We start from the raw sequence: 17238 nt of genomic DNA, 5'->3' as shown, positions 1-17238 counted from the left end.
TGCCAATGGGCCCGTTCGCAGGGTGGGGAGTCGTCCCCACCAAAACACACCCCACCCGACCCCGTCACATCCGCGCGACAAAAAAAAAGCGGCCCCGCAGGGCCGCCGTCACTCTCTCAAGCGAGATATTACACCGCTTCCGCCTCGATCCGGCGCGCGATTTCCGGCTTGGTCGGCCGCAGCGCCTCGGTCAGCTCCGAGATCGACGAGCCGCAGCCGAACACCAGCACATCGCCCGGCTGGCACAGCGCCAGGCCGGCGCGGATCGCCTTGTGCACGTCCAGCTCGCACAGCAGATGGTCGCCGGCGATGCGGCCCAGGCGCGCGCCCTGCACCAGCAAATCGGCCACGCTGCCCGCCGCACGGCCGCGGTTCTCGGTCTCGTACACCACCAGCTCGTCGAAGCCGGCGGCGCAGGTGCGGCCGATGTCGACCAGGTCGGCATCGCGCCGGTCCCCGGGCGCGGCCACCACGCCCACCACGCGCCCCGGCGTCATGGCACGCGCGGTCTCGGCCAGCGCCGCGTAGGCCGCGCAGTTGTGCGCGTAATCGACGATCACGGTCACGCCGTCGACGTCGAACAAATTCGAGCGCAGCGGGTTGTGCTTGCTGTCGGAGACGAAGCTGCGCATGCCGGCCACGATTTCGGGGTTGCCGAAGCCGGAAGCCGCCAGCGCCGCGGTGGCCGCCAGCGCATTCGCGATGTTGTAGCGCGCGCAGCCGTTCAGCGACACCGGCATCTGGCGCACGTCGACCAGGGCTTCGTGGCGCGCGTCGGTGGCCAGCACCACGGTATTGTCCTGCAGGTAGACGCCGCGTCCGCCCGACTCCAGGTGGCGCAGCAGCACCGGATTGTCGGCATCGAGTGCGAAGTACAGAACCTCGACATCGGCAAGCAGGTCCCTGGCCATGGCCACGCAGTAGTCGTCCTCGGCGTTCAGCACCACGGCGCGCGAGGCGCGCTGGGCCACCACGGCTTTCACCCTGGCCAGCTCCTCGACGGTATCGACGCCGTCCAGGCCCAGGTGGTCGCTGGAGATGTTCAGCACCACCGACACGTCGCACTTGTCGTAGGCCAGGCCGCGTTTCAGGATGCCGCCGCGCGCCGTTTCCAGCACCGCGAAGTCGACTTCCGGCGAGGTGAGCACGGCGCGCGCCGAGCGGTAGCCGGTGCAGTCGCCTTCCATGATGCGCTGGCCGTCGATGTACACGCCTTCGGTGGTGGTGACGCCGGTGCGCTGGCCGGTCAGGCGCGCGGTGTGGGCGATCAGCAGCGAGGTCGTGGTCTTGCCGTTGGTGCCGGTCACGGCGACGGTCGGGATGCGGCCGTCGTCCTGGCCGAACAGGGCCTCGACGATGGCAGCGCCGGCGTCGCGCGGGGTGCCGCGGCTCGGGTACTGGTGCATGCGGATGCCGGGAGCGGCGTTCATTTCGATGATGCCGCCCTTTTGTTCGCGCAGCGGTTGCGCGATGTCCTGGCAGATGATGTCGATGCCGGCCACGTCCAGGCCGATGGTGCGCGCGGCGCGGATGCAGATGTCGCGCGTTTCCTCGGGCAGCAGATCGGTCACGTCTTCGGCGGTGCCGCCGGTCGACAAATTGGCGTTGCCGCGCAAATCGACCGACACGCCGGCCGGCAGCACGGAATCGAATTCGTAGCCTTGCTTGACCAGGATCGCGGACGCCAGCGCATCCATCGGGATCTTGGTCAGGATGTTGGTATGGCCTTCGCCGCGCGCCGGATTCAGGTTTTCAAGCTCGACCAGCTCGCGCACGGTGGCTTTGCCGTCGCCCGTCACGCATGGCGGACGGCGCCAAGACGCGGCGGCGATCTTGCCGCCGGTGACCAGCACGCGGTAGTCGCGGCCTTCCAGGAATTCCTCGACGATCACGTGGCGGCTGTACTTGCGCGCGTGCTCGAAGGCGCGCTCGACTTCCTCGGGCGTGGCGCAGATGGTGGTCACGCCCTTGCCCTGGTTGGCGTCGAGCGGCTTGATGGTGGCCGGGCCGTCCAGGCGGCGCGCCACGCGCTGTGCTTGCGCCAACGTGGTGACGGTGGCGCCGGCCGGGACCGGGCAGCCGGCCTGGTCGAGCAGGGTCTTGGTCAGCTGCTTGTCGCTGGCGATGCCGACCGCGATCGAATTGGTGGCGCCGGTGATCGTCGCTTGCAGGCGCTTCTGGCGGCTGCCCCAGCCCAGCTGGAACAGGTTCGCTTCGTCGGTGATGCGCAGGGCCGGGATGCCGCGCCGTTCGGCGGCCGAGACCACGGCGCCGGTGCTGGTGCCGATCGCATAGTCCTCGGCGACTTCGTGCAGTTCGGCGATGGCGGCGGCGAGGTCGAATTCCTTCTCGGCCTGTAGCGCCTCGATCAGGTCGATCGCCACGTTCAGCGCGGCGCCGGCCACCTGCTCGGTGCGGTAGCCGCAAACGGCGCGGCGGGCATGCGCGTTGCGTGCGACGTCCAGCGTCTGGCTGAAATCGGCCGGTGCGCCGGCCAGGCGCTGCAGTTCCATGACGACCGGCTCGACGGCGTCGGCGGCGCAGCTCAGCGCGGCCAGGCGCACCGAGGCTTCCGGCGACAGGTCCGGCAGCAGGGCGACCAGGCGTGCAACCAGGCCCGGCGCGGCTTCAAGGCCGGCAGTGTCGATCACCGCCATCAGGCAGGGCGCTGCGCTGTACAGGTTGGGGCCGCGCAGGAAGCGTTTTTCGAGGATTCTCATGAGATCGTGGTCCGTTTCGTTACATTTTCAAGAAATTCTTGCAGCGAGCGTGGCAGCGGCTTCGCTTCCTCGCCGTCCTCGGGCAGCTGGTAGCTGCTGCCGGCGGGCAGCAGGTGCAGGCGCACGTCGATCAGTTCGGGCGTATCGCGCTCGCGGATGTCGGCCATGTTGGTGAGCATGGTGCGGCCGTCGACCACGGTGACGGAACCTTCGCCCAGCACCTCGATGCCGCGTCCGCGCTCGACCACCAGCGCGGTGTCCTCGTCGATGCCGATGCCCATCAAATACGGGTTCTGGGCCACCGCCGACAGCAGGCGCGCCAGGCGCTGGCGTTCCGAGAAGTGCTGGTCGATCACCACCTTGTGCAGGAAGCCGAGGCCGGCGCCCATGTGGACCGCGCCCTTCTCGGGCAGCAGGTCGGTCTTGCCCTGGGTGAGCATGTGGCCCGACATGGCCGAGGCGCCGGCGCTGGTGCCGCCGATGCAGGCGCCGCGCACCTTCAGTGCAGTGTGCATCTCGGCGTCGAGCGCGGTGCCGCCGATGATCGCCATCAGGCGCTTCTGGTCGCCGCCGGTCATGAAGATGCCGTCGGCCTCGGCCACCATGCGCACCTTCTCTTCGTCGTTGGCGTCCCGGCGCGATTCCAGCGACAGGTGGGCGCGCTGGCGCACGCCGAGGTCGCCGAAGGCCTGGTCGTAGATATCCCACATGTCGTCGCAGATCTTGCTGGCGGCGGTGATCACGACGATGCGTGCCTCGGCGCCGCCGGCCAGCTCGACGAAGCGGCTCAGGATTTCCTTGCGGTGCTCGCGGTCTTCATGGCCGCCGATGATGACGAGGTGGCCGTGCTTTGCTGTCTGATGCGGTTCAGTTTTCATTTAGTCTTCGATCCTCGCAGTTGGCATATCCTTGTTGCTGCAGGCGCCGGCTTCGTGTTTCGTCACGGCGATCAGGCCGATGTCGACTTCCTTGTCGAACAAATCGATGCCGCGCTGCAGCGCCTGCCGCAGCGGCATGCCGGCTTCGATCCAGCCGTAGACGGTGCGGGCCAGCATATGGCGCACGATGTGTTCGCCGATGCCGGTGGCGGCGATCGCGCCGTGGGTGCCGGCATAGAAGCCGGCGCCGACGATGGCGGTGTCGCCCACGCGGCCCAGCAGCGACGGCGCAGAACCGCCGGTGGAGCCGGTTACGGCGAAGTGGCCATCGGGCGTGCGCACCACGGCGCCGACGGTGTCGCAGGCCTTCGAAGGCGGCAGCTGCAGCGGTGTCTTGCAGTTCCAGAAGCGGTCGAACAGGCGGTTGCCGACGCCGGGCATGACCGGCACCGAGCCGGCCAGCTCGCACAGCAGCTTGCGGTGCTTGTCGCGCTGGTCCTCGGAGATCGGTTTGCCATGGGGCAGGCCAATGGCGCGCGCAAAGCGCTCGGCGCCTTCGCCGGCCAGCAGCACGTGCGGGGTGTCGGAGATGGCGCGCGCCAGCAGCACCGGGTTGCGCACGTCGCGCACCGCGGCCACCGCGCCCAGGCGCCCGCGCGTGTCCATGATCGAGGCGTCCATTTCGACGGTCGAGCCATCCAGGCACAGCACCGAGCCGGTGCCGGCATTGAAGCGTTCGTCCTCTTCGAATACGACGACGGCGGCGATCGCTGCGTCGAGCGCATCGCCGCCGGCCAGGAAGCGCGCATGGCCATCCTTGGCCGCGCGTTCGGCGCCGTCGGTCAGGTCCAGCGATTCGCCGGCGCCACCATGGGTGACAATGGCAAAGCCTGGGTGTTTGTTCTGCATTTCCCGTCTTCCTCTCTGTTTTCTCGTGTTGCCTTTGCGCTCGTGACGCGTAGCATATCTAGACCAGGATTATGCAAAACGGGATAGAAAAAACCTATCGGTTGCCCAGCCGTGACAATGTAAGACAGCACTTACATGGAAGACAACTTACTGGTCAATGTCGCAACATCGTGCTTCGGATCGCCTGTGTCAGTTCGCGCGCCACCTGCGTGCGCATGGCTTCGGAGACATAGGCGCCAAGCTGCACGCGCCGGCCGTGCGACTCGAGTTCGATCAGCCTGCGCTGGCGCGGCGCCGGCGCCAGGATGCGGGTCCAGCAAGGGTCGAGGCGGATTTCCTCGCGCCGGCCGGCGTCCCAGCGTTCGATCAGCAGCCAGCCGTCGCCCAGCACGACGGTCTCGACGTCGAGCGCGTGGCGCGCGTAATACAGCAGGGCCATGCCGACCGCCGTCATCTCGACCAGGGCAAAGGCCAGCACCATCCAGATACCCTGCAGCAGGAACACCAGGGCGATGCCGAACGAGGCCGCGCAGAGCAGGGCATACACGGCCGCCGACTGCCGCGGCGTCAGCGAGCAGTTGCGTTTCAGTGTCCAGCGCCGGGCCGGGGCGGTCATCGTGTCTCCCGCATCGTGGTGAGTGCCGCAATTATAGGCAGACAGGGGCCGCCGCCGGCGCGGGCCTGGGCGGGGACTCGCCCCCACGAAACGTGTTGCTCTCGCAACGCCGCGCGGCGCCGGTTCCCGGCAGCGCCTGCTTCTGGTAAAATCCCGCCCCTTCAAAGAAAGGCAGACATGAGCAACGCATGCGGCGTCGACTTCGGCACCTCGAATTCCACGGTGGGCTGGATTGCACCTACAAATGGCCCGGTCAGCGCGCAGCGCACGCTGCTCACGCTCGAGGATGGCAAGCCGACCCTGCCGTCGGTGGTGTTCTTCAATGCCGACGATGACGAGGTGCGCTATGGCCGCGCCGCCCTGGCCGACTACCTGCAAGGCTATGAAGGCCGCCTGATGCGCTCGCTGAAAAGCCTGCTCGGCACCAGCCTGATGGACGGGCAGACCGAAGTGGCGGGCCGCGCGCTGCCGTTCCGCCTGCTGCTGGCCCAGTTCATCGGCGAGGTCAAGCGCCGCGCCGAGCACCAGGCCGGCCGGCCTTTCGAGCGCGCCGTGTTCGGCCGCCCGGTGTTCTTCATCGACGACAACCGCGCCGCCGACCAGTCGGCCGAGGACACCCTGGCCGAGGTGGCGAAGAGCGTGGGCTTCCGCGAAATCGCCTTCCAGTACGAACCGATCGCCGCCGCATTCGACTACGAGTCCCAGATCGACCGCGAGGAACTGGTGCTGATCGCCGACATCGGCGGCGGTACGTCCGACTTCTCCCTGGTGCGCCTGGGGCCGGAACGCGCGAAGCACACGGAGCGGCGCCAGGACATCCTGGCCACCGGCGGTGTCCACATCGGCGGCACCGACTTCGATAAATACCTGAGCCTGGCCACCGTGATGCCGCTGCTCGGCTACGGCAGCCTGCTGCGCTCGGGCGCCGACATCCCGTCCAGCTATTACTTCAACCTGGCGACCTGGCACACCATCAACCAGGCGTATACGCGCAAGAGCGTGGCCCAGCTCGAAGACCTGGTGCGCGATGCCCAGCAGCCAGCCAAGCTGAAGCGCCTGCAGCACCTGATCGACGAGCGCGCCGGCCACTGGCTGGCGATGCAGGTCGAGGCGGCCAAGATCGGGCTCTCGGACCAGGAAACGGTGACGCTGGCGCTCGAGCGCCTGTCGCCGCCGGAAAACCTGCTGGTGGAACGGGCGCAGTTCGAAGGCGCCATCGGCGGCCTGCTCGACGCCATCGACGGCACCGTGCTGCGCCTGCTGGCCGATGCCGGCCTCAAGCCGGACGCGGTCGATACCGTGTTCTTTACCGGCGGTTCGAGCGGCGTCGGCTTGTTGCGCGAACGCGTCGGCGCCCTGGTGCCGGATGCGCGCAAGGTCGAGGGCGATTTGTTCGGCAGCATCGGCGCCGGCCTGGCCCTCGACGCGATGCGCAAATTCGGCTAAGGTTTCGGTATGCAAGCGCCCATGTACCACTTCGAACGCCCCATCGTGATGCTCGACTTCGAGACCACGGGTCTGTCGCCCGCCATGGGCGACCGCATCACCGAAGTCGCGGCCCTGCGCATCGAGGGCGGACGGATCACCGACCGCTATGTGTCGCTGGTTAACTGCGGCGTGCGCATCCCTTCGTTTATCACCGCGCTCACCGGCATCACCCAACAGATGGTCGATTCGGCCCCGTCGGCCTCGTCCGTGGTGCCGGAACTGCTCGACTTCATCGGCGGCGATACGCTGTCGGCCCACAACGCCAGCTTCGACGAGAAGTTCCTGGTCGCCGAAGCCGAACGCCTGCAGCGCAGCTGCGGCCACGCCGCCCTGGTGTGCTCGCTGAAGCTGTCGCGCCGCGTCTTTCCGAACCTGGCCAGCTACAAGCTGGGCCAGCTCTCGCGCCAGCTCGGCATCGCCTTCCGCGGCTCCGCCCACCGGGCCGAGGCCGACGCCGAAGTCGCAGCGGAAGTCCTGATCCACATCGGCCGCCACCTCGGTTCGTCCTACGGACTGGAACAGGTGGCGCCGGACTTGCTGGTGTCGCTGAACCGGCTCGCCGCGGCCAAGGTGCCGGGCTGGCTCGACAAGTACGCCGCCGAGAAGCGTGCCCTGCGCGCCGCCTGAACCCTACGCTTGACGAGCCCGCCGCGCAGACGCCCGGCGGGCTTTTTTATTGGCGCGCCGACCGACACGATTGCGCGCAGTCAAACGCCCGCCTTTCTCCGTCATTAAAATTTTGCTAATACTTATCAGGCTGCCATGCGTCGGTACTGTCGGCTACCGTGCATGAGGCAAGCCACGCGCACACACGTCCAACTTCGGGAACCGGCATGAACCGCCAGAAGCTCCACCGCGAGAGCCATCAGACCTACGTGTGGTTCCGCGACGCCGCCGAGCGCGGCAATCCATATGCCCAGTTCAATCTCGGCATCCTGTATAAAGAGGGCGAGGGCGTGGAGCGCGACGACGCCGCCGCCTTCCGCTGGCTGCGCCTGGCTGCGCTGCAGGGGCTCGCTTTTGCCCAGAACCACCTCGGCGCCATGTACTACCACGGCCGCGGCGTGGACGCCTGCGACGCCGACAGCGCGCGCTGGTTCCGCCTCGCCGCCGACCAGGGCGACGCCTCGGCCCAGCAAAACCTCGGCCACATGTACCGCAAGGGGCGCGGCGTGGCGCAGGACCACGAGCGCGCCCTGTCCTGGTACTACCGCGCGGCCGAGCAGGGCGTGGCCAGCGCCCAGAACCTGCTTGGCGAATGCTACCTGCACGGCCTGGGCGCCGCCATCGACTACCCGCTGGCCATGGCCTGGTTCCGCAAGGCGGCGCTGCAGGGCGACGCCCCGGCCCAGCTGAACCTGGGCCAGATGTACCGCCGCGGGCAGGGCGTGGATGCCAGCGACACGCAGGCCCTGTACTGGTTCCGCCAGGCCGCCGCCGCCGGCGAACGCGGCGCCCAGCGCCAGCTCGGCCTGGCCTATGCCGACGGCCTGGGCGTCAAGGCCGACGCGCGGCGCGCCCTGGCCTGGCTGCAGCGCGCCGCCAACCACGGCGACCGCGAAGCCCAGTTCATCCTCGGCACCATGTACGCCGAAGGACGGCATGCCGAACGCGACGAGCCGCGCGCCATCGAGTGGTATACCCGCGCCGCCAACCAGGGCCAGGTGGCCGCCCAGTACAACCTGGCCAACATGTACGCGCACGGCCGCGGCGCCCCTGCCGACCCGCAGCGCGCCTTCGACTGGTACCGGCGCGCCGCCGAGCAGGGCGCGCCGAACGCCCAGTTCAACCTCGGCGTCATCTACGCCAACGGCCAGGGCGTGGAACGCGACGACGCGCGCGCCGCCCACTGGTACGGCCTGGCCGCCGGCCAGGGCGACGCCAGCGCCCAGAACAACCTGGGCGTGATGTACGCCAGCGGCCAGGGCGTGGCGCAGGACGACCGGCGCGCCGTCTACTGGTACACCCAGGCTGCCGAGCAGGGCCATGCGCTGGCCCAGTACAACCTGGGCGGCATGTACAACAGCGGCCGCGGCGTGGCACGCGATCCGGTACGGGCCTACATGTGGATGCTGCTGGCGGCCGATGGCGGGGATGCGACGGCGAACGTCAACAAGACGATCGTCGCGCGGCGGTTGAATCCATCGGAGATCGGACGGGCGATCGACTTGTCGCACAAGTGGCAGCTGAGTCATCGGGAGACGGCGGGGAGGCCCGCCAGGTAGCGTTGACACGCCACCGCTTTGCCCGCCAGCCAGCCTCACTGCGGCGGCTGCCCATTCGACGCCATCAAGCCCGCATCCACCGGCAGGTTCACACCCGTAATCAGGCGCGCATCCTCGCTCGCCAGGAAGGCCATCGCCGCCGCCACGCCTTCCGGATCTTCCGGCGCGCCGAGCGGCATGCGTTCCCTGAACTTGGCGACCAGTTCCGGCTTGCGCACCATGTCTTCGGTCATGCCGGTCTTCGTGAAGCTCGGATTCACCGCATTCACGCGTACCCCGTCCTTGCCCGCATCCATTGCCATCGCGCGCACCATGTTGCTGACTGCCCCTTTCGACGTGTTATAGGCAAACATGTCCCAGTCGCCGCCCAGGCCCGACACCGACGAGGTCATGACAATCGACCCCTTGGTCTTCACAAGTTCCGGCATGGCGGCCTTGGCCATGTGGAAGTAACCACCGACATTCACCGCCATGACACGTTCGAAGTCTTCTTCGCTGGTCCTGGTGATGTCGCCCTCGACCGCCATGCCCGCATTGTTGACCAGAATATGCAGCCCGCCGAAACGGTCGACGGCGGCCTTGACGGCAGCGGCCGCGGTGGCCTTGTCGGCGGTATCGCCGACCTGCACCAGGACACGGTCCTGCGGCAATGCGGCTGCCGCTTCCTTCAGCTTGTCGCCATCGATATCGAGCATCACGACGCGCGCCCCTTCATCGAGAAAGCGGCGGACGGCGGCCAGGCCGATGCCGGAAGCGGCGCCGGTGACGAGGACGGTTTTTTCGTTGAAACGGTTCATCTTCACTCCTTTGAAATTGGCAAAATTGCTGCACTGCGCGTCAATCCAAAGTATCACAGCCATCAAAAGCGGGCTTTTCAATTCATGGTCCTGCGCGCCGCCGGAAAACGCATACGCCCTGTATTGACGGGGCTTCTCCAATAAGACCTTGCTCTGCAAGGAGGGGGCTCAACGGTCTGATGTAGAGTCGCCAACCCTGGCGTTCTAGGCTATGATGCCCAGCGGCACATCCGCCTTTCCCGAACCACGTTCCGAGAAGAATATGCACATGAGACAAGCAACGCTCGCACTGGCCCTGATGATGGCCTTCGGCGCCCAAGCCGCCGCCCCCGCATCCTGCCCAGCCGGCCAGGCGCCGACCTACCCGGTCACGAAGAAGGTCGACCAGAGCGACAACTACCACGGCACCACGATCGCCGACCCTTACCGCTGGCTGGAAGACGCCAACAGCGCCGAGACCAAGGGATGGGTCGACGCCCAGGTCGCCGTGACCCAGGCCTACCTGGCGCAAATCCCGCAGCGCAAGGCGATCCAGGAACGCCTGACCAAACTGTGGAACTACGAGCGCTACTCGGTGCCGTCGAAAGAAGGCGGCCGCTACTTCTACAGCCGCAATGACGGCCTGCAGAACCAGTCGGTGCTGTACACGATGAAGAACCTGTCCGACGAACCGCGCATGCTGCTCGACCCGAACACGCTGGCAGCGGACGGCACGGTCGCCCTGGCCGGCGTCGAAGTCAGCCCGGACGGTAAACTCATGGCCTACGGCACGGCAGCCTCGGGTTCCGACTGGAACGAGTGGAAGGTGCGTGACATCGAGACCGGCAAGGACCTGGAAGATCACCTGAAGTGGGTCAAGTTCTCGCAGACCGCCTGGACGAAAGACGGCAAGGGCTTCTTCTACAGCCGCTATGACGAGCCGACCGAAGCGACGAAGCTGGCGGCCGTCAACTACCACCAGAAGCTGTACTTCCACAAGATCGGCACCCCGCAAAGCGCCGACACCCTGGTCTACGACCGCCCGGACGAAAAGGAATGGGGCTTCCGCGCCAAGACCACCGACGACGGCAAGTACCTGCTGATCACGGCCACCAAGGGCACCGCGCATAAATACCGCGTGTTCATCAAGGACCTGTCGAAGGCGGATTCGAAAGTCGTGCCGCTGGTCGACAACTTCGACGCCGCCTACGACTTCATCGACAACGTCGGCGACGTGTTCTACTTCAGCACCGACCGCAAGGCGCCGCGCCAGCGCATCGTCGCCATCGACGTGCGCAAACCGGCTGAAGCCAACTGGAAACAGATCGTCGCCGAATCCGGCGACACCCTGAACGCGGCCCACGTGGTCGGCGACCGCCTGATCGTCGAGTACCTGAAGGATGCGCGCAGCGTGGTGCGCGTGAGCGATTTGAACGGCAAGTTCATCCGCGAAATCTCGCTGCCGGGCATCGGTTCGGTATCCGGCTTCACGGGCAAGCGCGGCGACAAGGAAACTTTCTTCTCGTTCACCGGCTTCACCACCCCGACCACGATCTACCGCATGGATGTGGCCAGCGGGGAGACCGCCGTGTTCCGCCAGCCGAAGGTCGACTTCGACCCGAACGCGTATGAGACGCGCCAGCAGTTCTTCACCAGCCGCGACGGTACCAAGGTGCCGATGTTCATCGTCTCGAAAAAGGGGATCAAGCTCGACGGCAGCAACCCGACCTATTTGTACGGCTACGGCGGTTTCAACATCTCGATGCTGCCTGCCTTCTCGCCGGCCAACCTGGCGTGGATGGAAATGGGCGGCGTCTACGTGGTCGCCAACCTGCGCGGCGGCGGCGAGTACGGCGAGTCCTGGCACCAGGCCGGCACCAAGCTGCAGAAGCAGAACGTGTTCGACGACTTCATCGGCGCGGCGCAGTGGCTGGTCGATAACAAGGTAACCCAGCCATCGAAACTGGCGATCGGCGGCGGCAGCAACGGCGGCTTGCTGGTCGGTGCGGCCATGACCCAGCGTCCGGACTTGTTCGGCGCGGCGATCCCGATGGTGGGTGTGATGGACATGCTGCGCTTCCACAAGTTCACCATCGGCTGGGCCTGGACCTCGGACTACGGTTCGTCGGAGAACGCGGACGAGTTCAAGGCACTGGTGAAGTATTCGCCGCTGCATAACCTGAAACCGGGCACCCAGTATCCGGCCACGATGATCACCACCGCCGACCACGACGACCGCGTGGTGCCGGCGCACAGCTTCAAGTTTGCCGCCGCCGCCCAGGCTGCGCAGGCGGGCTGCAACCCGATGCTCATCCGCATCGACACCAAGGCCGGGCATGGCGCGGGCAAGCCGACCGCCAAGCAGATCGAGGAAGTGGCGGACCGTTGGGGCTTCCTGACCAAGGCGCTGAAGATGTAAGGGCGTGGGCCCGGCTGCTTCCGGCGGACGGGCTTTTTTTTAATCTGGAACCGGCGGCGACAAGGAAGGACAGGCCCGTTTGAAGACTGCATCGGACGATTTCGACTACGACGCCGCCCTGGCCGCCTGTGCGCGCGGCGACGAGCGCGCCCTGCGCGGCATCTACGACCGCGAAGGGCGGCGCCTGCTGGGCGTGGCGCTGCGCATCGTGCGCCGGCGCGCACTGGCCGAGGATGTGCTGCACGACGCCTTCCTCAGCATCTGGACCCGTGCCCGCAGCTTCGACCCGGCGCGCGGCGCAGGCCGTGGCTGGATCTACAGCATCGTGCGCCACCAGGCGCTCGACGTGGTGCGCTCCGGCGGGCGCGAAGTGCAGGCCGGCGAGGATGAACTCGCGGCGCTGGACGCCGCTTCGACACACGATGAAGGCGTGGCCGACGCCTTCGAACGGCGCCAGGACCTGGGCCGCCTGCACGACTGCCTCGTCGGGCTGGATGAAGCGAAGCGCAACAGCATCCTGTACGCTTACGTCGATGGCTGCTCGCATGCGGAAATTGCGGCGCGCATGCAGTCGCCGCTGGGCACCATCAAGGCGTGGATCAAGCGCGGCCTGAGCGCGCTGAAGGAGTGCATGGGATGAGCGAGCCATTCGACGACGAAATCGAAGGCCTGGCGGGAGAATACGTGCTCGGCACCCTGCCTGCGGGCGAGCGGCGCCGGGTCGAGCTGGCGCTGCGCCGAAGTAAAAATGAGGAACCGGCCCTGCGCGCGGCGGTAGCAAGCTGGGAGGCGCGCCTGCTGCCGCTGACGGCGCTGGCCGAACCGGCCGAGCCGTCGCCGCAGCTGTGGGCGCGGGTCGAGGCCTCGCTGGCCGGCATGCGGATGCGCGAGCCTTCGCCGGTCAGCACCGGCTGGTGGCAGCGCCTCGGCCTGTGGCGCAGCCTGGCCGCAACCGGCTTTGCCGCCGCTGCCGCGCTGGCCGTGGTGGTCGGCCTGCAGCAGCCGGGCGAACCGGCGCCGCGCTACACCGTGGTGCTGGCCGCGCCGGGCAACATGGCGCCGGGCTGGGTGCTGCAAATGAACGCCAGGGGCAGCCTGACGCTGGTGCCGCTCGGGACCACCGTGGTGCCGCCGAACAGGGCCCTGCAATTGTGGACCAAGGCCGATGGCTGGAAGGGGCCGGTGTCGCTGGGCCTGGTCGAGCCGGGCAAGCGGGTCGAGGTGCAATTGGCGAACCTGCCGCCGCCGGTGCCGAACCAGCTGTTCGAGATTACGCTCGAACCTGAAGCCGGCTCGCCGATCGGCCGCCCGACCGGGCCGATCCTGTATATCGGACGCGCGGTGCGCCTGTAAGGCAAACGGGTTGAAACGCAGGCCGGACCCTGAAAGGTCCGGCCTTTTTTCATGCGCTTACGGTTTCATCCAGATCGCGATGTCGCGCAAGCCGACCTGGCCGCTGCCGATGCGCGACGCCGACGGATCGGCGCTGCCGTTCATTAGCGTTGCCGCGCCGGTCGCCAGGTCGATGCGGTACAGCGACGATGGGCCATTCACCGCCGTGCGCAGCGCCGCCAGCACCAGGCCGTTGGCGCCGCCCGCGATGTCCATGCCGTTGTCGCCCATCGCCGCCACGCCGAGCGCGCCGACATTCGCCAGCACGCCGTCGTTCGGCGGGTTCTGCATGGCGAGGCTGGCGCTGGCGCCGTCGATGTCGTACAGCGTCGTCGCGGTCGCGCCGGCATAGCTGTTGGTATACGCGCCGGCCGTCACCATCGGCATGGCGCCGGCGCGGTTGATCGCGCCATCGGTGGTGGTGGCGCCGGTGTCGACGTTGATGCGCAGGTTCTGGCCACCGTCGCCGATCACGCGCAGGCGGTCGGCCACCGGGTTGAAGTCGACCGCAAACGCTGCGCCCACCAGGCCGGCATAGGGCAGGGTGGTGTCGGTGGCGTCGGCCGCCAATGTCGCTTTCGCGGTCGCCACGCCGGTGGCCGGGTCGATGGTGACGATGCGGGCCGCCGAGGTGATGCCGTACAGGAGCCCATCTTTCGGACGGACGTCGATGCCGAGCAGGGTTTCGCCCGCGTTCAGGCCACCGACCGCTACCGAGGCGTCGATCGTGTTCGGCGTGCCTGGCTTGAAGCTGTGCAGGCGGCCGTCGTCGCCCAGGCCGAGTACGACCGGCGCCTGCGGTGTGCGCAGCGCCAGGCCGCGGATGTCCTCGCTGATGCCAACGGCGCCGAGCGAGGTAGCCGGGCTGCTGGTGGCGGCCAGGTTGATGCTGTACAGGTTGCGCGCACCGCCCACGGTGAGCACGGCGTAGCCGGTGTTGGTACGGGCGTCGATGTCCATGCCGTTGACCGCGCCGGCATCCACGCCCAGCGCCAACGGCTGGCTCAGGGTGCCGTTGTTTGGCGGGTTCTGCAGGTATAGGGTGTCGCTCGCGCTGTCGAGCACGTACAGGGAAGTGGAAGCGGTGCCGGCAAACGAATTGGTGTAGGCCGCGGCAGTGACCGCCGCATTTGCTGCGCCGCCGTTGATCGTGCCGTCGGTGGTGGTGGCGCCGCTGTCGACGTTGATGCGCAAATTCAGGCCGGTGTTGCTGACCACGCGCAGGCGGTCTGCCTGCGGGTTGAAGTCGACGCCGAAGTCGGCGCCGGCCAGGGCCGTGAAGGGCGCCGTGGTGTCCGCGGCGTCCGCAGCCAGCATGGACTTCATGGTGGCCGCGCCACTGGCGGTATTGATGGTGTAGATGCGGCCGCTGCTGCCGAGCGCGTAAAGCTGGCCGTCGGCCGGGCGGAAGTCGATGCCGAGCAGGTTCTCGCCGCTCTGCAGGCCGGTGATTGCCATGTTGGTGCGCACGGTGCCAGGGGCGTCGCGGTTGAACGACACCAGCTTGTTGCTTGCCGTGAGCGCGAAGACGTCGCCGGCAGTCATGACTGGCGGTGTCGGGGTTGGCGCTGGGGTATCGTCGTCGTGGTGGTTGCTGCTGCCGCAGGCGGCGAGGGCAAGGGCGACGGCGGAAACGAGGACCAGCTTGGGCAGGCGAGGGTTTTTCATGATCGGCATCCTGAATAGGTTGGCACCGGGGTGCGGGTATGACGGCGCCTGGGCGCTGTCGATACCCTTACTACGTTGGCAACGGCAATCTGGATGCAGCGATCCGAAAATATTTTTTGTTAATTCTTCAAGGAAACTAGCGGTGCACGACCACCAGCAAGGCCTTGGCCTCGGTCTTGCCGATGTTTCTCAGCACATGGTCCTGGTCCGCCGGGTAGCGCGCGGTGCCGCCGGCCTTGACCTTGCGCTTCGACGTGCCGACCTCGATCTCGAGCGTGCCGTTAATTACCGTCATGTGCTCCTTGGTACCCGGATCGTGCGCCTGCGACGCCAGTTCGCCGCCCGGCGCCAGGGTCAGCTCGTACCATTCATATTGGCCCGCCAGCTCCATCGGCCCCAGGATGCGCAGGGTGTAGCCGGCATGCGTACCGGGCAGGGTCGGGGTCTCGTGGGCGTCGAGCACGCGGATCGACTCGACGTCGCGTGTTTCGGAGGCCAGCAGCTCGCCGATCTGCACGCCGAGGGCGTTGGCGAGACGCCAGGTGATGGCGATGGTAGGATTCGCCTTTTCGCGCTCGATCTGGGACAGCATCGACTTCGACACGCCCGCGATGCGCGACAAATCTTCCAGCGTCAGCCCACGCGCCAGGCGCAGGCGCTGCAGGGTGGCGCCGACTTCGGGCGGGGCGTTGTTCGTCGTGACGGGGGTTTTCATGTTTTCAGGCGCTGGTAAATAGAGAAACGCGGGAGAGCCGCCGGACCTTGCCAAGTTCAACAGGTCGGCGTAATATTCATTATATTGAATTTTAGTTCGAGATAGCGAAAAAGCAGCACAGCATCGAACCCGTACAACAAGCGGTCAACGGTACAGCATAGTCCAACGGCCGGTCAAGCCGGCAACCACAGACAGGGAAATCACATGAGCGAACAAGCGAAGAACGCCTTTTATACTGGCCTGCAGAACAATCTGTCGACCCTGCGCGACCAGGGCCTGTTCAAGCCCGAGCGCGTGCTGGCTTCGCGCCAGGGCGCCGAGGTGCAGTCGGAAGACGGCCGCACCCTGATCAACATGTGCGCGAATAACTACCTGGGACTGTCGGGCGACGCCGAGACGCAAAAGGCCGCCGAAGCGGCGCTGGCCAAGTATGGCTACGGCCTGTCGTCGGTGCGCTTCATCTGCGGCACGCAAACCGTGCACAAGGAACTGGAGCAGGCGCTGTCTAAATTCCTCGGCACCGAAGACACCATCCTGTACGCCGCCGCGTTCGACGCCAACGGCGGCGTGTTCGAGCCGCTGTTCGACGAAAACGACGCCATCATCTCCGACGCCCTGAACCACGCTTCGCTGATCGACGGCATCCGCCTGTGCAAGGCCGCGCGCTACCGCTACGCCAACAACGACATGGCCGACCTCGAAAAGCAGCTGCAGGCGGCAACTGAAGCCGGCAAGCGCCATAAAGTCATCGTCACCGACGGCGCCTTCTCGATGGACGGCACCATCGCCCAGCTCGACAAGATCGTCGAGCTGGCTGAGAAATACGGCGCCCTGACCCTGATCGACGAATCGCACGCTTCCGGCTTCCTCGGCGCCACCGGCCGCGGCACGCATGAACACTGCGGCGTGATCGGCAAGATCGACATCATCACCGGCACCCTCGGTAAAGCCCTGGGCGGCGCGATGGGCGGCTTCACTTCGGGCCGCAAGGAAGTCATCGAGACCCTGCGCCAGAAGTCGCGTCCTTATTTGTTCTCGAACACCCTGGCGCCGATGATCGCCGGCGCCTCGCTGGCCGTGCTGGAGCGCATCTCGAAGTCGACCGAACTGCGCGACCGCCTGATGGAAAACACCGCCTATTTCCGCAAGGAGATCGAGCGCATCGGCTTCACCATCAAGCCGGGCACGCACCCGGTGGTGCCGGTGATGCTGTTCGACGCCCCGGTGGCGCAGAAATTCGCGGCGCGCATGTTCGAACTGGGCGTGCTGCTGTCGGGCTTCTTCTACCCGGTGGTGCCGATGGGCCAGGCGCGCGTGCGCGTGCAGCTGTCGGCCGCCCACACCCGCGAACAGCTCGACACCGTGCTGGCCGCCTTCGAGCAGGCCGGCAAAGAGCTCGGCATCCTCAGGAATCATTAATTCATCAGGCTTC

At 67.0% G+C, this 17238-nt stretch carries 14 protein-coding genes; 7 read left to right on the top strand and 7 right to left on the bottom strand.

Annotation, left to right across the window (positions count from 1 at the left end):
- Positions 1-128 precede the first annotated feature (128 nt).
- The 4 genes from cphA to QWL29_RS12040 all read right to left on the bottom strand — a co-directional run bounded on the left by cphA (position 129) and on the right by QWL29_RS12040 (position 5123).
- A complete protein-coding gene (cphA, locus tag QWL29_RS12055; RefSeq protein ID WP_305823134.1) occupies positions 129-2720 on the bottom strand; it encodes a cyanophycin synthetase in 2592 nt (863 codons plus the stop codon).
- The gene (locus QWL29_RS12050) at positions 2717-3598 is read right to left on the bottom strand and encodes a cyanophycinase (protein WP_305823133.1); all 882 of its coding nucleotides are present in this window, start codon (positions 3596-3598) and stop codon (positions 2717-2719) included. Before QWL29_RS12050 ends, cphA begins: the two co-directional genes overlap by 4 nt.
- Positions 3599-4507 carry an isoaspartyl peptidase/L-asparaginase gene (locus tag QWL29_RS12045; protein WP_305823132.1) on the bottom strand — a complete coding sequence of 303 codons (909 nt, stop codon included), beginning with the start codon at positions 4505-4507 and terminating at the stop codon, positions 3599-3601. It lies immediately after the preceding gene.
- Between the two features lie 154 nt (positions 4508-4661).
- Positions 4662-5123, bottom strand: coding sequence for a DUF2244 domain-containing protein (locus tag QWL29_RS12040; RefSeq protein WP_305823131.1), 462 nt, complete (start codon positions 5121-5123; stop codon positions 4662-4664).
- 177 nt (positions 5124-5300) lie between these two features.
- On the opposite strand from QWL29_RS12040, the gene QWL29_RS12035 reads away from it, so the two are divergent.
- The 3 genes from QWL29_RS12035 to QWL29_RS12025 all read left to right on the top strand — a co-directional run bounded on the left by QWL29_RS12035 (position 5301) and on the right by QWL29_RS12025 (position 8836).
- Entirely contained in the window at positions 5301-6569 is a 1269-nt protein-coding gene (locus QWL29_RS12035) for an Hsp70 family protein (RefSeq protein ID WP_305823130.1), read from the top strand.
- 9 nt (positions 6570-6578) lie between these two features.
- Positions 6579-7238, top strand: coding sequence for a 3'-5' exonuclease (locus QWL29_RS12030; RefSeq protein ID WP_370663693.1), 660 nt, complete (start codon positions 6579-6581; stop codon positions 7236-7238).
- Between the two features lie 206 nt (positions 7239-7444).
- Positions 7445-8836 carry a tetratricopeptide repeat protein gene (locus tag QWL29_RS12025; protein ID WP_305823129.1) on the top strand — a complete coding sequence of 464 codons (1392 nt, stop codon included), beginning with the start codon at positions 7445-7447 and terminating at the stop codon, positions 8834-8836.
- 35 nt (positions 8837-8871) lie between these two features.
- Here the strand turns inward: QWL29_RS12025 and budC are convergent, their stop codons facing one another.
- Positions 8872-9633, bottom strand: coding sequence for a meso-2,3-butanediol dehydrogenase (gene budC / locus QWL29_RS12020; RefSeq protein WP_305823128.1), 762 nt, complete (start codon positions 9631-9633; stop codon positions 8872-8874).
- Between the two features lie 262 nt (positions 9634-9895).
- Here budC and QWL29_RS12015 point away from each other — a divergent pair, with 262 nt between their 5' ends.
- The 3 genes from QWL29_RS12015 to QWL29_RS12005 all read left to right on the top strand — a co-directional run bounded on the left by QWL29_RS12015 (position 9896) and on the right by QWL29_RS12005 (position 13384).
- Positions 9896-12031, top strand: coding sequence for a prolyl oligopeptidase family serine peptidase (locus QWL29_RS12015; protein ID WP_305823127.1), 2136 nt, complete (start codon positions 9896-9898; stop codon positions 12029-12031).
- A gap of 79 nt (positions 12032-12110) precedes the next feature.
- Complete coding sequence (locus tag QWL29_RS12010) at positions 12111-12671, top strand: sigma-70 family RNA polymerase sigma factor (RefSeq protein WP_305823126.1); 561 nt, start codon at positions 12111-12113, stop codon at positions 12669-12671.
- The gene (locus tag QWL29_RS12005) at positions 12668-13384 is read left to right on the top strand and encodes an anti-sigma factor (RefSeq protein WP_305823125.1); all 717 of its coding nucleotides are present in this window, start codon (positions 12668-12670) and stop codon (positions 13382-13384) included. Before QWL29_RS12010 ends, QWL29_RS12005 begins: the two co-directional genes overlap by 4 nt.
- 57 nt (positions 13385-13441) lie before the next feature.
- On the opposite strand, the gene QWL29_RS12000 is transcribed toward QWL29_RS12005, so the two are convergent.
- A complete protein-coding gene (locus QWL29_RS12000; RefSeq protein WP_305823124.1) occupies positions 13442-15091 on the bottom strand; it encodes a DUF4394 domain-containing protein in 1650 nt (549 codons plus the stop codon).
- Positions 15092-15227: 136 nt separating this feature from the next.
- A complete protein-coding gene (locus QWL29_RS11995; protein WP_305823123.1) occupies positions 15228-15806 on the bottom strand; it encodes a helix-turn-helix domain-containing protein in 579 nt (192 codons plus the stop codon).
- Between the two features lie 204 nt (positions 15807-16010).
- Here QWL29_RS11995 and kbl point away from each other — a divergent pair, with 204 nt between their 5' ends.
- On the top strand, positions 16011-17225 hold the full coding sequence (gene kbl, locus QWL29_RS11990; protein ID WP_305823122.1) for a glycine C-acetyltransferase: 1215 nt from the start codon (positions 16011-16013) through the stop codon (positions 17223-17225).
- The last annotated feature ends 13 nt before the right edge of the window (positions 17226-17238 follow it).

Origin of the sequence: Massilia brevitalea (assembly GCF_030711405.1) — a bacterium.
GTDB classification, from domain to species: domain Bacteria; phylum Pseudomonadota; class Gammaproteobacteria; order Burkholderiales; family Burkholderiaceae_D; genus Telluria; species Telluria brevitalea.
The sequence above is the reverse complement of the archived record's forward strand: the minus strand, read 5'-3'. Positions and strand labels throughout refer to the sequence as shown.